At 42.0% G+C, this 15,605-nt stretch carries 14 protein-coding genes and 1 pseudogene; all 15 read left to right on the forward strand.

What is annotated here, in order from left to right; all coding sequences use genetic code 11:
• Nucleotides 1–21 precede the first annotated feature (21 nt).
• A complete protein-coding gene (locus IQ13_RS11615) occupies nucleotides 22–1,389 on the forward strand; it encodes an Ig-like domain-containing domain (protein WP_158637378.1) in 1,368 nt (455 codons plus the stop codon).
• Nucleotides 1,390–1,432: 43 nt separating this feature from the next.
• Complete coding sequence (gene recR / locus IQ13_RS11620; protein ID WP_144886545.1) at nucleotides 1,433–2,053, forward strand: recombination mediator RecR; 621 nt, start codon at nucleotides 1,433–1,435, stop codon at nucleotides 2,051–2,053.
• A 165-nt stretch (nucleotides 2,054–2,218) separates the two neighbouring features.
• The gene (locus IQ13_RS11625) at nucleotides 2,219–2,644 is read left to right on the forward strand and encodes an OB-fold protein (protein WP_144886546.1); all 426 of its coding nucleotides are present in this window, start codon (nucleotides 2,219–2,221) and stop codon (nucleotides 2,642–2,644) included.
• Nucleotides 2,645–2,713: 69 nt separating this feature from the next.
• Entirely contained in the window at nucleotides 2,714–3,085 is a 372-nt protein-coding gene (locus tag IQ13_RS11630) for a hypothetical protein (protein ID WP_144886547.1), read from the forward strand.
• Between the two features lie 22 nt (nucleotides 3,086–3,107).
• Nucleotides 3,108–3,674 carry a YceI family protein gene (locus tag IQ13_RS11635; protein ID WP_144886548.1) on the forward strand — a complete coding sequence of 189 codons (567 nt, stop codon included), beginning with the start codon at nucleotides 3,108–3,110 and terminating at the stop codon, nucleotides 3,672–3,674.
• Between the two features lie 18 nt (nucleotides 3,675–3,692).
• Nucleotides 3,693–4,595 carry a DUF5777 family beta-barrel protein gene (locus IQ13_RS11640; RefSeq protein WP_144886549.1) on the forward strand — a complete coding sequence of 301 codons (903 nt, stop codon included), beginning with the start codon at nucleotides 3,693–3,695 and terminating at the stop codon, nucleotides 4,593–4,595.
• Between the two features lie 45 nt (nucleotides 4,596–4,640).
• A complete protein-coding gene (locus IQ13_RS11645; RefSeq protein WP_158637379.1) occupies nucleotides 4,641–5,186 on the forward strand; it encodes a YceI family protein in 546 nt (181 codons plus the stop codon).
• 8 nt (nucleotides 5,187–5,194) lie between these two features.
• Nucleotides 5,195–8,062 carry a sensor histidine kinase gene (locus IQ13_RS11650; RefSeq protein WP_144886551.1) on the forward strand — a complete coding sequence of 956 codons (2,868 nt, stop codon included), beginning with the start codon at nucleotides 5,195–5,197 and terminating at the stop codon, nucleotides 8,060–8,062.
• Nucleotides 8,059–8,829: a LytR/AlgR family response regulator transcription factor gene (locus tag IQ13_RS11655; RefSeq protein WP_144886552.1), complete on the forward strand. Its 771-nt coding sequence runs from the start codon at nucleotides 8,059–8,061 to the stop codon at nucleotides 8,827–8,829. Before IQ13_RS11650 ends, IQ13_RS11655 begins: the two co-directional genes overlap by 4 nt.
• A 73-nt stretch (nucleotides 8,830–8,902) precedes the next feature.
• Nucleotides 8,903–9,292 carry a hypothetical protein gene (locus tag IQ13_RS11660; protein WP_144886553.1) on the forward strand — a complete coding sequence of 130 codons (390 nt, stop codon included), beginning with the start codon at nucleotides 8,903–8,905 and terminating at the stop codon, nucleotides 9,290–9,292.
• A 313-nt stretch (nucleotides 9,293–9,605) separates the two neighbouring features.
• Nucleotides 9,606–10,628, forward strand: a complete 1,023-nt coding sequence (locus IQ13_RS21500) for a homocysteine S-methyltransferase family protein (RefSeq protein ID WP_199758244.1) — start codon at nucleotides 9,606–9,608, stop codon at nucleotides 10,626–10,628.
• Nucleotides 10,629–10,668: 40 nt separating this feature from the next.
• Nucleotides 10,669–13,392 (forward strand): annotated as a pseudogene (metH, locus tag IQ13_RS11665) (methionine synthase); the annotation flags it as partial.
• Between the two features lie 180 nt (nucleotides 13,393–13,572).
• A complete protein-coding gene (locus IQ13_RS11670; protein WP_144886554.1) occupies nucleotides 13,573–14,151 on the forward strand; it encodes a fasciclin domain-containing protein in 579 nt (192 codons plus the stop codon).
• A gap of 219 nt (nucleotides 14,152–14,370) precedes the next feature.
• Nucleotides 14,371–15,030: a DUF4331 family protein gene (locus tag IQ13_RS11675; protein ID WP_144886555.1), complete on the forward strand. Its 660-nt coding sequence runs from the start codon at nucleotides 14,371–14,373 to the stop codon at nucleotides 15,028–15,030.
• A 36-nt stretch (nucleotides 15,031–15,066) separates the two neighbouring features.
• Nucleotides 15,067–15,591, forward strand: a complete 525-nt coding sequence (locus IQ13_RS11680; RefSeq protein ID WP_144886556.1) for a DUF4331 family protein — start codon at nucleotides 15,067–15,069, stop codon at nucleotides 15,589–15,591.
• Nucleotides 15,592–15,605: the final 14 nt, after the last annotated feature.

A 15,605-nucleotide genomic window follows, 5' to 3' on the forward strand; every position in this document is an offset into this window, starting at 1 on the left:
ATCTTTTGGATCCCTGTAATCATGGTTCAGACGACAGGTTGTGCCAACATTGTGCCTCCGAGCGGCGGCCCCAGAGACAGTTTGCCTCCTGTTGCGGTGGCCTCATCACCCAAAGACTCGGGCACGTTTGTAAAAGAACAAAAGATCACCATCGTATTTGATGAATTTGTGGAGATGAAGAATGCCAACGAAAAAATCATCATCTCACCTTACCCTGTAAAAGAACCGGTGTACGAATACAAACTCCGTACGGTAACCGTTCGTTTAAAAGATTCGCTGTTGCCCAATACCACTTACAACATCAACTTCGGCGATGCCATTGTGGATTTGAACGAAGGCAATGTGCTGAAGAATTTTGAGTTCAGCTTTTCTACAGGGGCCAGCATCGATTCCAATTCGTTAAGCGGTAAAGTTATTTTAGCCGAAACTGGTGAAACCGACAGCACCATGTTTGCTTTGCTGTACAAAAAACAGGAAGACTCAACCGTAGCAAAAGAAAAGCCCATGTACGTGGCAAGAGTAGATGCAAACGGCAACTTCCGTTTCAACAACTTACCTGCCGGACAGTTTTACGTGTATGCGTTAAAGGAAGAAGATGGCAACAAACGTTACAACTCTCCACTTGAGCAATTTGCCTTTCTCGATTCAGCAGTAACAATTGGAACCACAACAGCAACGGTGCAGCTGTATGCCTTTGCCGCCGAAAAGCAAAAACCAAAAACACAGTCGGTACAGGTAGACAAAACAAAAGGTTTGATTGGTGCCACAAACGTTGCAGCAGGCGCTTTCGATTTTCTCGATACGTTTACCATCAGCTTCCCCAAACCTGTTCGCACATTGGATGTTTCAAAAATAAAACTGGTACAGGATTCTGTACAACCCATCAACGATTTCACTGTTAAAAATGATTCTGTCAATAAAAGATTACAAATCATCAACAGCTGGAAGCCGGGTTCGAAATACCAACTCTTCCTCGATAAAGGTTACGCAACAGACAGCAGTGGTTTAAGTGTTTTGAAAGTTGACACCGTTTCGTTTCGTGTAAAAAATGAAAAAGAATACGGATCACTCCGCATACGTTTTACGGGTATTGATACTGCAAGCAGTCCCGTTTTGCTATTCTATAGTAACAAAGAAGTGGTTGGCCGTTATCCCTTTAATGGCAAAGAGTTTTACAGTAAACTTTTTAAACCGGGCAACTATAAAATCGGCATCCTGTACGACGTCAACAAGAATGGCATCTGGGATGCAGGTGATTATTTTACCAAACCTAAACGCCAGCCCGAACTGGTGCAACCCATCAGCAAAGAAGTACTGGTAAAAGACAACTGGGATAACGAGCTGGTAATCGATGCAGCTGCACCTGCTGCTTCAACAAAGAAGCAATAGTGCTGCTGTTATTTTAATTCTGCATCCTTCGTACTTTCGCAGCATGTCGTTTTCTTCTACGTTACTGGAACAGGCCGTGAATGAATTTGCCAAATTACCGGGCATTGGTAAAAAAACTGCTTTGCGCCTGGTATTACATCTCATTAAACAGCCGGCAGAAGAAACACAGTTTTTTGCAGATACACTTGCACGTATGCGCAAGGAGATTAAGTTCTGTACCAAGTGCTGCAATGTGTCCGATACCGAAGTATGCAATATCTGCAGCAACATTGCCCGCAAAAAACAAATTGTGTGCGTAGTTGAAAATATCCGGGATGTAATAGCCATTGAAAGTACGCAGCAGTTCAACGGATTGTATCATGTGCTGGGTGGTGTTATATCGCCGCTCGATGGTATTGGTCCCGACCAGTTAACCATTGAAGCCCTCCTCCACCGCATTAAAGAAGACGAAGTGGAAGAACTCATTTTTGCCTTGAACCCGAATATCCAGGGCGATACCACCTTGTTCTACATCAGCAAAAAATTAAAAGATCAACCCATTAAAATTACCACGATTGCCCGTGGTATTGCTTTTGGTGGCGAACTGGAGTATGCTGATGAATTAACGCTTGCCCGCAGTTTGCAAAACAGGCAACCGGTAGCAAGTTATGTTAGCATGAAATAAGCACGAAAGTACTCCCTCTAAAAGCATTCGCTTCGGTTTTCAATACGGCGTTTTACTTACCGGTTCAAACATCGCTTTTCCTCGTTCAGTACGTTTCTGCAATTGAGAAACAGCACTTCGTTTTACCTTGAACACCTGTAGTACCTGTTGTAGTACTGGCGAAATATGAAACAACTAAAAGCCATCCTTATTGCACTGTTATTTATTGCGCTTCTTGGTGGTGCCTATGCGTGGTTCTTTGTATGGAATAAACCGCAACAGAATATTAAACAGGCTTCGGCCATCAGCATTAACGCCACCGATTTGTTTAATGCCTATTCCTTAAACGAAGCAGAAGCCAATAAAACGTATATTGATAAAGTAGTGGCAGTAACCGGAGAAGTGAGTAATGTAGGCACAAACAGCGAAGGTAAAACTGTGGTACTGTTGAAAAGTGATGACTTGATGTTCGGCGTAAATTGTACATTAGAAGAAGCTGCCCCTATCAAGAACGGCGAAACAATTACACTGAAAGGATTGTGTACCGGTTTTTTAACCGATGTAGTACTGATTCGTTGTTATAAAATAGACGATGCTAAAGTGCAACTATAACCGTTCGGCATAAACGATTTTATTAAAAAAGAAGCCCATTATACAAATACTTAACAGAAGAGTACTGCCATGAAGACGAAGCTTATCTCCCTTATATCGCTGAGTGTTTTGCTGCTTACTTCCTGTTATTACGATAATGCCGAAGACTTATACGGGCAACTTGCACCGTGCGATACTGCCAATGTAAGATACAGTGTACAGGTGGTGAACATTCTGTCGCAAAACTGTTATCGTTGTCATGGTGGTAATGCAATAGATGGTGCCGGTGTAAAACTGCAGGATGTTAAAGTTGTACAAAGCAACGCTCTAAGCGGAACATTGCTGAGTGTGCTTAAACATGCGCCAGGTTATGTACAGATGCCAAAAAATGCAACAAAACTGAGCAATTGTGATATAGCCATTATTGAAGCGTGGATAAAGCGGGGAGCACCTGAAAATTAATTTGACCTAAATACAAGACAGTATGAAGAAGACCGTTTTTTTTATTGCACTCCTTTTGCTTACTGCATACAGCCTTCATGCGCAGGATCTGCAATTAACCCGTAACGGCCAGATCAGTTTTTTTTCATCTACTCCGGTTGAAGATATTAAAGCCAGCAACAACGAAGTATCGAGTGTGCTGAATACAAAAACAGGATCGCTGCAGTTTGTTGTGCTTATAAAAGGTTTTCAGTTTCGTAAAGCTGCCATGCAGGATCACTTCAACCGGAAAGAATATCTCGACTCTGATAAATTTCCTAAATCAGAATTTAAAGGAACAGTTAGCGATATTTCGAAAGTAAATTTTAAAAAAGATGGTACGTATCCGGTAACAGTTGAAGGCAACCTTACACTGCATGGTGTAAGCAATAAAATAAAAGTACCCGGAACCATTACGGTTAAAGCAGGGAAAATAAGTGCTGCATCAAAGTTTACCATTAAGCTGGCCGATTATAACATAACGGTACCGGCCATTGTATCTTCTAAAATTGCCGAGAGTGTTGAAATAACAGTGAACTGTAACTACGAGCCCTATCAACCCAAATCCTGATTTCATAAAATCAACCACATGCTGCACAAAACCTGCTTTACTGCTTTACTTATGCTTGCTGCCACATTGTTGCATGCACAGGAAATTGATTTAAACAAAATGCTGGAAGAAGAGCAGAAAAAAGAAGATCAGAAAAAAACCAATTACACCGAAGCAACATTTAAAACAACCCGCATCATCAATGGACACTCCATTGAGAACATTGCACCCGGTATCATGGATTTCAAAATATCGCACAGGTTTGGAACGGTTAACGGTGGTGTGTATGATTTGTTTGGTTTAGATAATGCCAGTATGCGCATGGGGTTCGACTTTGGTATTACCCCCCGCTTTATGGTGGGTGTTGGCCGCAGTACATTTCAAAAACAATTCGATGGTTTTTTAAAATACAAAATCCTGCGTCAGAGCAGCGGTTATAAAACAATGCCCATCAGTATGGCATTTATTACCAGCGCTATGGTAACAACTTTGAAAATAACTGACCCATCGCCTTATTATTTTTCGAACCGATTGCAGTTTGCACACCAGCTGCTTATTGCACGCAAATTCAGCGAAGGAACGTCGATACAAATTACACCTACACTCATCCATTACAATTATGTTCCGCTGGCAACCGACCCGAACGATCTGCTTGCAATCGGCATCGGCGGCCGTCAGAAAATATGGCCCCGTGTTTCGGTGAACGCAGAATATTATTACCTGGTGCCGGGTTACAGTTTTGCTGGTACAACCAATTCGTTTTCGATGGGTGTAGACTTAGAAACCGGCGGCCACGTATTTCAACTGCATTTTACCAACTCAAGAGGTATGACAGAGCGTACCTTTATAACCGAAACCACAGGCAAATGGAGCAAAGGCGATATTTTCTTTGGCTTCAATATTTCCCGTGTTTTCTCGTTAAAAAAGAAACCGAAAAAATAACCGGCGCTAAAAAACCGGTTACTTTACTTACCACAACCGATGCACATGAAAGTTTTACTGCTCATCTTTATGAGCTGTTGTTTATCCGCAGCTGTAGTACAGCACGGCATTTATACCTCTAACAACGGTACCGTTAATTTCCGTTCGGAAGCGCCGTTTGAATTGATTAATGCAACAAGCAAAGAAATGAAAGGCGCTGTAGATATATCAAAAAATAATTTTGCTTTTCGCATCCGTATCCGTTCGTTTGAAGGCTTCAACAGTCCGCTGCAGCGGGAGCATTTCAATGAAAACTACATGGAGAGTGAAAAATATCCGGAAGCAACCTTCAGCGGCAAGATCATCGAAACCATCAATTACGAGCAGAAAGGAAAATACACGATTCGTGCAAAAGGCATACTAACCATTCATGGTGTAGAGCAGGAACGCATTATTAAAAGCGAAATGGAATTAACGGGCAAAAGCATTCTCATCAGCAGCAGCTTTACCGTTTTATTGTCCGATCACCAGATTCCAATTCCACGGGTGGTAAAAGAAAAGCTGGCCAATGAAATTAAAGTAGATATAAAAACAGAACTGTTACCCAAATAAAGCAACACATGAGGTTGTTCCTCTTTATCAGTTTATTATTTGCCATTTGTAAACTTCCTGCACAAAATGCAGGCGGACAAAATTATTTATTCTGGCAACAGCAACTGAACGAAACAGTACTTGCTGCCAAGCCCAGTTGCTTTACTTTTTCAAAAACACACTTGCTGTTTATTGGTGCAGGCAGTTCGGTTTATTGTTACAACGGACTGTCGGCTTCTGTTCTACCATTACCTGCCATGAAACCATCGCCCGTTACAGCAGTATGTGCCGATAAAAACAATACAGTGTGGATGGGCTTTCAAAACGGAAGAATTGTAACTACAGCGCAGCAAACAGCTGCATTATTCAACCCCGAAGAAGGGCTACCCAAAAGCAGCATCAGTAAAATCTTGTTCGATGCAGAGAACCGTCTTTGGTTTGCTACACAAGGCGAAGGCATTTACGTACAACACAAAGGCAAGTTGTACAACATTAATACCGATGATGGCCTGGCAGACAATTATATTTACGATTTGCAGTTGTTGCCCAACAATGCCATTGCTGCTGCAACAGATAAAGGCCTCAGCATTTGCAGTTTTAACGGCAGTAAAAAAACAATTGAAAATTATAACAGCAGCAATCATGGTCTTACCGATAATATCATTCGCTCCATTACTGCAGACCCTGCTGATAAATACACGATCTGGCTGGGTTACCAACAGGGAGGCATTGGTACCTTTTCGCTGTTGAATAAAAAAGCCCGTGCATTTCCTGTACCGCAAATTGGCGAAGCACAGGTAAATGATGTGCTGGTATTGGACGAGCAAGTATGGATTACCACCGACATGAATTTCTTACAAGTAGACAAAAACGGCACATTCATCTATCAACAACCATTAACCTCGCCCACACAATTAGCAGTTGATGAAGAAGCCAATGGCTGGTTACTGAGTTACAACGGCGTGTTTAAAAGCAATGGCGAAAAATTAAACCAGCTCGTTCATTTCTCAGCCGACGAAGCCAACAATACGCATGATGTTTGGCAGGATGAAGCTGGCAATGTTTGGTACAACAATAAAAACATCATTGTAAAATATAGCCGGAAAGAAAACCGCAAACAACTGATTCCGTTGCCGGGTCTTGACAGCAAAACAGATATTACATCCTTGTATTACGATGGTGCCGGTTATTTATGGATCGGCACATTGGGGAAAGGCATTTACCGCATCAATATCAGCAACAATAAAGTGCAGCGTTTGAATGAGCTTGCAGGCAATGAAAGTATGAGTATACTTTCCATCAGTGGCCGTGGCGCAACAGTATGGATCTCTTCCTTGCAAGGCATCTTTCGTACCCAAACAAACAGCAGCACATTTACTTTCGAAAACCTGACCAGCCTTTCAGGTATCGGCATTAACTACATTTATCATATTTACGAAGACAGTAAAGGCCGTGTTTGGTTTGCGACCGACGGTAAAGGATTGGTGATGATGGAACAGAACCGCTTCACACATTTTGGCGAACAGCAGGGACTGGCTGCTAAAGTAATTTATGCTGTTGCAGAAGACCGCACCGGCACCATCTGGTGTTCTACTTTACAGAAAGGTCTTTTCAGTTATAATGGAAAAAACTTTACACGCTTCGGTAAAGAAAAAGAATTGCCCGATACCGATATCTCTTCGCTGGATATTGACAACCGTGGTAATTTATTCTGCATCAGCCGTACCGGTTATTTTTTAATTGATGCAGCAACACGCACCGTTATACTGCCAGGTACCGATCGCTTTACCGGAGTATTTTCAACTGATCTTAACTGTACCCATCATTCTGCAAAAGGCACCTTGTTCTTTACTTCTACCGGTGTGTTTCAATACAGGCGCCCTTCTTATCAAATCTATAATCAACCGCAAACAAGTATTCAATCGGTATCGTTGTTCTTAAATAAACTCAACGAAACAACCGATCGAAAATTTGCATACGATGAAAATAACTTGTCGTTTTCGTTTACCGGTTTATACTATACCGATCCGGCACGAGTGCAATACCAATACAAGCTGGAAGGATATAACAACGAATGGCAACGCAGCAAAAACACAGAAATTAATTTCCCGAAACTGCAGCATGGTACTTACCGCTTTCGTGTACGTTCATCTGTTACCGGTAATTTCGATCATGCAACAGAAGCCAGTTACAGTTTTGTTATCAGCAAACCCTTCTGGCTGCAATGGTGGTTTATTACGCTAAGCATTTTACTTGCTGCCGCTATTTTATGGTATGTGATTAAAGAGCGTGAAAAATCTGCAAAGCGCTGGCAGCAATTACAAACAGAAAAACTGCAATCGCAATACGAAACATTAAAGAACCAGGTAAATCCACATTTCCTGTTTAACAGCTTTAATACATTGCTGGGCATTATTGAAGAAAACCCGAAACGTGCAGCAGAATATGTAGAACACCTCAGCGATTTTTACCGCAGCATTGTAAACATGCGGGAGAAAGACCTGATTTCACTGGGCGATGAAATTGCTGTAATTGACGATTACTTTTTTATACAGCAAAAACGGTTTGGCTGTGCATTGATTGTAGACAACCGCTTAACAGCCGAAGAAAAAAACCGTTACAGTATACCACCACTTACACTACAGCTGCTGGTAGAAAATGCCATCAAGCACAATGTGGTATCAAAAGAATATCCGCTTACGGTTGAACTGTTTATTGAAGACGGGCAGCTGGTTGTACGCAACAACCGTAAAGAAAAAACGACGAAAGAAAAAAGCGAAGGCATGGGTTTGCAAAACATCCGTAACCGCTTTTCGCTTATTGCAGATAAAGACATTACCATTGAAAGCACCGAACTATTTTTTACTGTTAAACTGCCTTTAATTAAACACGCATGATACAGGTATTAATTCTTGAAGATGAAGAACCAGCAGCAAAACGTTTAAAAAAATTACTGCTGGAAGCAACAGAAGAAACCGAAGTGCTGGCTGTACTGGAAAGTATAAAAGCTGCAAAGGAATGGTTTGCCAACAACAAACAACCGCAGCTGCTGCTGGCCGATATTCATTTGGCCGATGGTATGTGTTTTGAACTGTTTAAGCAAGTTGAAATAACCTGCCCGGTTATTTTTACAACAGCGTACGACGAATATGCATTACAGGCATTTAAGTTAAACAGTATCGATTACCTGTTAAAGCCCATTAAAAAAGACGAGCTGCAGCAGGCACTTAAAAAATACAAGAAGATCAACAGCTCTTCATTAAACATCAATCAACTGTTGCAGGCGGTACAAACACCGGTTGATAAATACCGCCAGCGTTTTATTATCCGCTATGGCGAGCATATTAAAACCATCGAAACAAAAGACATTGCTTATTTCTACACCGAAACAAGAAGCAACTTTATTGTTACAGCCGATGGCAAACGTTATGTGGTTGATTTCAATCTCGATCAAATCCAGGAAATGATTGATCCTGCCAAATACTACCGCATCAACCGCCAGTTCATCATCGGCATTCATGCCATCAGCCAAATGACCACCTGGACAAAAGGACGGGTACATATCCAACTTAACCCACCCGCCAAACAGGAAACCATTGTAAGTACAGAACGTTCGGCCGACTTTAAGAAATGGCTGGGTGGTGAACTCCCCATTCAAGCATAAAAATTACCAATTCAACCAAGTGCGTTTGTAACAATAAACAGAAAGCAACAATTTTACAGCACAAACAACAAGCATGTTTTTACGTATTTCACTTTATGCCGTCTTGCTTTTCACTGCAGTATCCTGCAAACGGGAAAGCGTTAGTAATAATAACACAGAGGCCTTGAGCGGTACCTGGCGCATAAATTATTATTGGGATCAGAAAGATGAAACGTCCAACTTCGCAGCGTATAATTTCATGTTCAACAGTGGCGGCGTGCTGATGGCACATGGCAGCTCAGGGTCAACCATTACCGGCACCTGGAGCGAAACCACAACAAAATTCACCATCAACTTCGGTAGCGACCCGATACTTTCCGATCTGAACGGCGAATGGATGAAAACCGAGCGCACCGGAACAGTGCTGAAACTGAAGGACGACAACCCCTCCCAGGACGATCAACTGCACTTTATTAAAAATTGAGAATTTGCCCTGACTTATAGTTGAAACAGACCGCATCATTGCTGATGCGGTTTTTTCATTTACATTTGCAGTGCTTTACGGCGGATTTGTTTATTGTTCGGCCAAAAAATCCTGAGCGAAGTCGAAGGATTTTACAATTGTTTCGAGCGAAGTCGAGAAACAGTAACAGAACTAATAAACGTCATAAAAACCTCTCCCGGTTTTCTCCAGCGTTTATCGTTCATCTACCTGAACACAACAAATTACCGTAACAACACTTTTTTCATTCTGTGGTTTGCAGCTTTGTCTGCAGCAAACAGTAAACAGCCGTGTTATGGATATCAGAAAAGAACTCGAAAAAAGAATTTTAGTGATTGATGGTGCAATGGGCACCATGATTCAGCGACACAAACTCACCGAAGCCGATTACCGGGGCGAACGCTTTAAAGACTGGCATTGCGACGTAAAAGGCAATAACGATCTGCTGAGTATTACGCAACCGCAAATCATTACCGGTATCCACAAACAATACTTAGATGCAGGTGCCGACATTATTGAAACCAACACCTTCAGCAGTACCAGTATTGCACAAGCCGATTACGATATGCAGGCGCTGGCTTATGAGTTGAATGTTGCTTCGGCGCAATGTGCAAGAAAAGCCATTGAGGAATACTACAACCAAAATCCAAATTCCAAATCCCAAACTCCCAAATTTATTGCAGGCGCTATTGGTCCGTTAAATAAAACATTATCCCTTTCGCCCGATGTAAATAATCCCGGCTACCGTGCGGTTACCTTCGATGAAGTAGTGGCTGCGTATTACGAACAGATCAAAGGATTGGTGGATGGCGGTGTAGATGTATTACTCATCGAAACTATTTTCGATACCCTCAATGCCAAAGGTGCCATTTTCGCTATCAAGAAATATTTCCAGGATGTCAACAAACCGGAACTGCCGATCATGATCAGCGGAACCATTACTGATGCCAGTGGCCGCACACTCAGCGGACAAACACTCGAAGCGTTTTATATTTCGGTGATGCATGCAAAACCGTTGAGTGTTGGGTTGAATTGTGCATTGGGTGCACATGAAATGCGTCCGCATATTGAAGAGTTATCGCAGATCGCTTCTTGCTACGTATCGGCTTATCCCAATGCAGGTTTACCAAATGCGATGGGTGAATACGACGAGAACCCTTCCGATACCGGTCATTACTTAGAAGAGTGGGCACAGGAAGGTTGGGTAAATATTGTGGGCGGCTGTTGCGGTACTACACCCGATCATATCAAACATATTGCTGAGCATGTGAAGAAAATAAAGCCAAGAGAATTACCAGTTGTTGAAGCAAGTTTTTGATTAGCCACTAAGGCACAAAGGCGCAAAGAAACACAAAGAAGAAATGACCAGTATTAAACCATACAGCCGCTTTTCAGGATTAGAACCATTAGTGGTTCGTCCCGAAACAAATTTTATTAACGTAGGCGAACGTACCAACGTTACCGGCTCCAAGAAATTTGCACGCCTCATTAAAGAAAATAAATACGAAGAGGCGCTCAGTATTGCACGACAGCAGGTTGAAAACGGTGCACAGATCATTGATGTAAACATGGATGATGCGTTGCTCGATGGTGTACAGGCGATGACCACCTTCATCAACCTGTTGCAGAGCGAACCGGATATTGCAAAAATTCCGGTCATGATCGACTCCTCGAAATTTGAAATCATTGAAGCCGGTTTAAAATGTGTGCAGGGCAAGAGCATTGTCAACTCCATCTCCATGAAAGAAGGAGAAGCAAAGTTTATTGAGCAGGCACGTATCTGCCGTATGTATGGCGCATCGGTTATTGTAATGGCCTTTGATGAAATCGGACAGGCCGACACCAAACAACGCAAGGTAGAAATCTGTCATCGTGCTTATAAAATTTTAACCGAACAGGTAGGCTTCGATCCGCAGGATATCATCTTCGATCCTAACATTTTTGCCATAGCAACCGGTTTGGAAGAACATAATAACTACGGTGTTGATTTTATTGAAGCTACCAAAGAAATAAAACAACTGATGCCGCTTACAAAAGTAAGTGGCGGTGTTAGTAACCTCTCCTTCTCGTTTCGTGGTAATGAGCATGTGCGTGAAGCCATGCACAGTGTATTCCTGTACTATGCTATTAAAGCAGGTATGGATATGGGTATTGTAAATGCAGGGCAGTTAGTAGTGTACGATGAAATTGAACCGCAGTTGAGAGATTTGTGTGAAGATGTAATTCTCAACCGCAACAACGACAACAACGAAGCCACTGAAAAACTCATTGCGTTTGCAGAAACGGTAAAGTCGAAAGGAAAAGAAACCGTAAAAGATGAAGCATGGCGCAACACATCGGTAGAAGAGCGCTTGAAACATTCGCTGGTAAATGGCATTACCGATTATATTGAAGCAGATACCGAAGAAGCCCGTTTAAAATACAGCGCTCCGTTAGAAGTAATTGAAGGTCCGTTAATGGCGGGTATGGATGTGGTGGGCGATTTATTCGGTGCCGGTAAAATGTTTTTACCACAGGTAGTAAAGAGCGCAAGGGTCATGAAGAAGAGTGTGGCCGTACTTACGCCCTACATTGAACAGGAAAAAGAAGACCGTAAACAGGCACACCTGGCAGCAGGAACGGTGAATGAAGAAAGTGCAGGTGCTGCAAAAATTTTACTGGCAACAGTAAAAGGCGATGTACACGATATTGGGAAAAATATTGTGGGTGTTGTGTTAGGTTGTAATGGATATGAGGTAATTGATATGGGCGTAATGGTGCCTACTGATAAAATTCTGGATACAGCACAAAAAGAAAATGTAGATATCATTGGATTGAGTGGATTGATTACACCATCGCTTGATGAAATGGTGCATGTGGCTCACGAAATGAAACGCCGTGGTATGAAGCAACCGTTGCTCATTGGTGGTGCTACAACATCACGCATGCACACGGCTGTAAAAATTGCACCGCAATACGAAGAAGGTGTAATACATGTACTCGATGCAAGCCGTAGTGTAACAGTAGCAGGTAACTTATTAAACCAGGAGCAGAAACCGGAATTCCTCGGCAACCTGAAAGCTGAATACGATAAGCTGCGGGATGATTTTAATAATAAAAAAGTAGTAAAGCAGTTTTTAAGTTTAGAAGAAGCACAGGCGAATAAAACAAAAATCGACTGGAGCAATTACCAACCTGTAACGCCAACCTTTACGGGCACAAAAGTATTTGCCGATTACGATTTGGCCGAGCTCCGCAAGTATATCGACTGGAAGCCGTTCTTTATTGCATGGGAACTGCATGGTAACTTCCCCGATATATTGACTGATAAAGTAGTTGGTGCAGAAGCAACCAAACTGTACAACGATGCCAATGCATTGCTGGATAAAATTATTGCGGAGAAATGGTTGAGTGCAAAAGGCACCGTTGGTTTCTGGCCGGCAAACAGTGATGGGAAAGACACTGTGGAAGTACGAAGTACGAACGACGAAGTACGATTGGAGTTCTTACGTCAACAAATTAAAAAGGCGGAAGGACAACCAAACATATCATTAGCCGATTTCATTAAGCCTGCTAATGACTCGCAACTACCGGCTACCGACTACATCGGAGCTTTCTCTGTAACCATTCAAGGCATCGAAGAACACATCAAACGTTTTGAAGCAGCACATGACGATTACAATAAGATCACACTGCAGGCGCTGGCCGATCGTTTGGCAGAAGCATTTGCCGAATGTTTACACGAACGTACACGCAAAGAGTTCTGGGGCTATGCAAAAGATGAAACGTTGAGTAACGAAGACCTTATCAAGGAACAATACATGGGTATTCGTCCGGCACCGGGCTATCCTGCTTGTCCCGATCATACAGAGAAATATAAATTGTTTAGCTTACTTGGCGGAGAAGAAGCAACCGGTATTCATTTAACCGAATCATTGGCCATGTATCCTGCATCGTCTGTTTGTGGCTGGTACTTTGCACATCCGGAAAGTAAATATTTTGGTGTAGGTAAAATCAGTAACGATCAGTTAGAAGATTATACCAAACGCAAAGGCATGAGTTTAGATGAAGCAACCAGATGGTTACGACCGATTTTAGAATGATCTACCTGAATACGAAAAACGCCCCGCAAATGCGGGGCGTTTTATTTTTAAAAAATTTTACTGCGTTAAATCCAACCCCAACTCCTCTTCCGTATCTCTTATACTTCACTCAAACAACGAAGTGCAAACAGTTACACTGTTGAAGTAAACTATTCATATCAATTTTAAAAACACAACAAAATGAAAAGCGTAAAGTTTTTTACCGCTGCAGCTATTGCTATGCTTATTTCTGCAGGAGCATCTGCGCAAACATCATCAACAAAAATGAAAGAAAAAACAGTAGAAGTTGGTGGAGCGCCCATGTATCCATCAAAGAACATTGTTGAAAATGCGGTTAACTCAAAAGATCACACCACACTGGTTGCAGCAGTAAAAGCAGCCGGCCTTGTTGAAACTTTAATGAGCGCCGGACCGTTTACTGTATTTGCACCTACCAATGCAGCGTTTGACAAATTACCTGCCGGTACTGTTGAAACATTGCTGAAACCTGAAAACAAAGCCACACTTACCGCCGTACTAACCTATCATGTTGTTGCCGGTAAATTAGATGCAAAGTCAATTGCCAAACTCATTAAAGATGGTAACGGCAAAGCAGAATTAACAACGGTACAAGGTGGCAAATTGTGGTTATGGATGCAGGATAATAAACTCTGGATTAAAGATGAAAAAGGAGGCATGGCTTCCGTTACTATAAAAGATGTATATCAGAGCAATGGTGTAATTCATGTAATTGACGCTGTTGTTCTGCCGAAAGGCTAATGATGTAGTCCTGGTTTTGGTTAAACAAGGCTGGTTTCAACCAGCCTTTCTTTTTATCCCGCATACATCCAGACATTTTCAGCAACGCATAAAAAAATACGTTGTTAAAAAATCCAACAACATCTGTTTCACGTATCTCTTATATCCGCACAACAATAACCCATGTTGCCCACGATGAAACAGGTTATTTAAAAAATCACAAATCAAAAAAAACAAAAAATGAAAAAGAGAAAAGTTTTACTGACTGTTCTTGCTGCAGTAGTAGCTGTAAGTGGCGGTATTATTTATGCAGCCGACCATCTTGATGCACCTGCCGTATCGAACCAACCAACCGACATTACAGATGTGTATGTTTTCCGTGGAGAAAACACAAACAATCTTGTATTTGTTGCTAACACGCAAGGTTTACTTTCACCATCTGCAACAGGTGCTGCTAAATTCGACGAGAAAACACTGGTTGAATTTAACATCGACAACAATGGCGATAATGTAGAAGATCTCGTTATCCAGGCGATTGTAAAAAATGGTAAGATGAAAATCTACGGACCTTACAAGCCTGCAGCTACCGGTACAAGAAGTGTAATTGCTGAAACTGCATTTACAGTACAAACTGATGTTACGCCTTACGGACAAGCCGCTATCATGGCCGAACAAAAAGGAGTGAAAGTATTTGCCGGCCCACGTGACGATCCGTTCTTTTTTGACCTGACTCAGTACCAAAAAATTCTTGGTGGTGAAGCATCTGGTTTTAACAAACCTGGTAACGACACTTTTAAAGGCACAAACGTATTAAGTATTGTTGTTGAAGTTCCAAAATCGCAATTAGGTAATGCCAGCACATTAAACGTATGGGCTGAATCGAAAAAAGCAATCAACTAATCCGCAACAAAAATCTTCATTCTAAAAAATATTACAATGAAACTCAGCATAAGATTATTTACTTTATTAGCAGCGGGCACTGTATTATTTACAGCCTGCAAAAAAGAAAACACCCCTCCAACTCAAGTTGTGTACGAAATGGGCGATCAAATGGCTCGTCCTGCAATTAACACTGTTTTTGTCAGCACTGCAGATAAAGACATGTTCAACACAACGGTTCCATCTGCAATGGGTGCAGCATTTGCCGCTAAGTTTAAAGCAAGATTACTCGCTTTAAACGCCGGCTACACAACAAACGCATTGGGTCAGAATGCAGATCAGTTTACAGGATTACTGGCAACAGATGTACTGAATGTATCAACCACTGCACCAACAACCTTCTTCGACGGTACCAATATTTTAACAGGCCGGGCATTAGCTGATGATGTGATTGATGTTGAACTATTGCTGTTATTCGGCGGACCAACGGGCGGATCAAACCCGGGCCTTACCAGCGATAATGTAAGTGCAAATGACAAAGCATTTCTTACTTCATTTCCCTATTTAGCTACACCTCACTAGAAGAGAGACAAAGC

Source organism: Lacibacter cauensis, from assembly GCF_007830055.1.
GTDB lineage: Bacteria > Bacteroidota > Bacteroidia > Chitinophagales > Chitinophagaceae > Lacibacter > Lacibacter cauensis.

What these genes read in the sequence shown, in the direction of transcription:
- IQ13_RS11630 (WP_144886547.1), top strand. Translation starts at nt 2,714, where the DNA reads ATGAAGACGAAGCTTATCTCCCTTATATCGCTGAGTGTTTTGCTGCTT.
- IQ13_RS11670 (WP_144886554.1), top strand. Translation starts at nt 13,573, where the DNA reads ATGAAAAGCGTAAAGTTTTTTACCGCTGCAGCTATTGCTATGCTTATT.
- IQ13_RS11615 (WP_158637378.1), top strand. Translation starts at nt 22, where the DNA reads ATGGTTCAGACGACAGGTTGTGCCAACATTGTGCCTCCGAGCGGCGGC.
- IQ13_RS11680 (WP_144886556.1), top strand. Translation starts at nt 15,067, where the DNA reads ATGAAACTCAGCATAAGATTATTTACTTTATTAGCAGCGGGCACTGTA.
- IQ13_RS11640 (WP_144886549.1), top strand. Translation starts at nt 3,693, where the DNA reads ATGCTGCACAAAACCTGCTTTACTGCTTTACTTATGCTTGCTGCCACA.
- IQ13_RS11635 (WP_144886548.1), top strand. Translation starts at nt 3,108, where the DNA reads ATGAAGAAGACCGTTTTTTTTATTGCACTCCTTTTGCTTACTGCATAC.
- IQ13_RS11655 (WP_144886552.1), top strand. Translation starts at nt 8,059, where the DNA reads ATGATACAGGTATTAATTCTTGAAGATGAAGAACCAGCAGCAAAACGT.
- IQ13_RS11625 (WP_144886546.1), top strand. Translation starts at nt 2,219, where the DNA reads ATGAAACAACTAAAAGCCATCCTTATTGCACTGTTATTTATTGCGCTT.
- recR (WP_144886545.1), top strand. Translation starts at nt 1,433, where the DNA reads ATGTCGTTTTCTTCTACGTTACTGGAACAGGCCGTGAATGAATTTGCC.
- IQ13_RS11650 (WP_144886551.1), top strand. Translation starts at nt 5,195, where the DNA reads ATGAGGTTGTTCCTCTTTATCAGTTTATTATTTGCCATTTGTAAACTT.
- IQ13_RS21500 (WP_199758244.1), top strand. Translation starts at nt 9,606, where the DNA reads ATGGATATCAGAAAAGAACTCGAAAAAAGAATTTTAGTGATTGATGGT.
- IQ13_RS11645 (WP_158637379.1), top strand. Translation starts at nt 4,641, where the DNA reads ATGAAAGTTTTACTGCTCATCTTTATGAGCTGTTGTTTATCCGCAGCT.
- IQ13_RS11675 (WP_144886555.1), top strand. Translation starts at nt 14,371, where the DNA reads ATGAAAAAGAGAAAAGTTTTACTGACTGTTCTTGCTGCAGTAGTAGCT.
- IQ13_RS11660 (WP_144886553.1), top strand. Translation starts at nt 8,903, where the DNA reads ATGTTTTTACGTATTTCACTTTATGCCGTCTTGCTTTTCACTGCAGTA.